The 1,046-nt window shown below is 20.8% G+C and carries 1 protein-coding gene; it reads left to right on the forward strand.

Annotated features, from left to right (window positions below):
- Nucleotides 1–220 precede the first annotated feature (220 nt).
- On the forward strand, nucleotides 221–940 hold the full coding sequence (locus KGF52_RS21010; RefSeq protein ID WP_227841522.1) for a CPBP family intramembrane glutamic endopeptidase: 720 nt from the start codon (nucleotides 221–223) through the stop codon (nucleotides 938–940).
- Nucleotides 941–1,046: the final 106 nt, after the last annotated feature.

Genomic DNA, 1,046 nt, shown 5'->3' on the forward strand with positions numbered 1-1,046 from the left:
TTAACTTATAAGGTCGTAATTTCATACATCAATAATTTTTATAAAAATCAACTATTTTTAGATTAATTATTTCATTGATTAATTTTTAAATTGATTGTTTCATTGATTATTTTCAAGGTAATTATTTCATTGATTGTTTTCAAGTCAATTATTTTATTGATTATTTTCAAGTTAATTATTTTTAAATTGATTGTTTTATTAATTATTTTTAGGAGGATTTATGAATTTTTCAAACATAAAAAAGTATTTTTTAAATTTTTGTGGAGCAATACTAGTATCTTTATTGATAGTTTTCGTATATCTTATTGCTTCAGCCTTTGAATCAACCAATAAATTATTCTCAAATCAAACGATTAATTCTATGTCAACTTTTATAATTTCTTTTATAATCGTATTCGTATTAGCTAAAGTATATAATGAAGGTATACTAGAGGATTCATACAAAAAACTTTCTATAAAAAGTTTTTTAAACTATGACAAAAAATATATCTCATTGACATTATCACTATTAATAATATCTATAGTATTTTGTAAAATACTAGCATTAATTATATATGACTTAACACAGGAATATGGTTCTGACACAGAGCTTAGTCTTGCCATTTTTATAAGTTCTTTTACATATGTACCATTTATAGAGGAATTAATATTTAGAGGTATGTTTTTTAACATTGCTTCTAATTTACTAGATATGAAAAATAACACTGTAATTAAGATTACAATTATAGTTAATCTCATAACTTTTTTACTTATGCATTATACTAGTTTTGGTTTTCCAAATTTTAATTTATTTTTATCCTTATTAGCGTCTATTCTTCCAAGAGTAGTGATTTCAGCATCACTTATATATATTTACATTAAGACTAAAGACATTAAGTACAATATTATTTTGCATATGTTATATAATTTTATTATTATTATCATAAATTCAATTTTCTAATTATCATCACAAATTGTACTCTCTTTTACATATGTTATATTATTTTATATCTCATCATAAAACACACTTTTATGACCTAATTACAAATTATCCCTTATAACTTAAT

The organism is Clostridioides sp. ZZV15-6597 (assembly GCF_020657815.1).
In the GTDB taxonomy this organism is placed as follows: domain Bacteria; phylum Bacillota; class Clostridia; order Peptostreptococcales; family Peptostreptococcaceae; genus Clostridioides.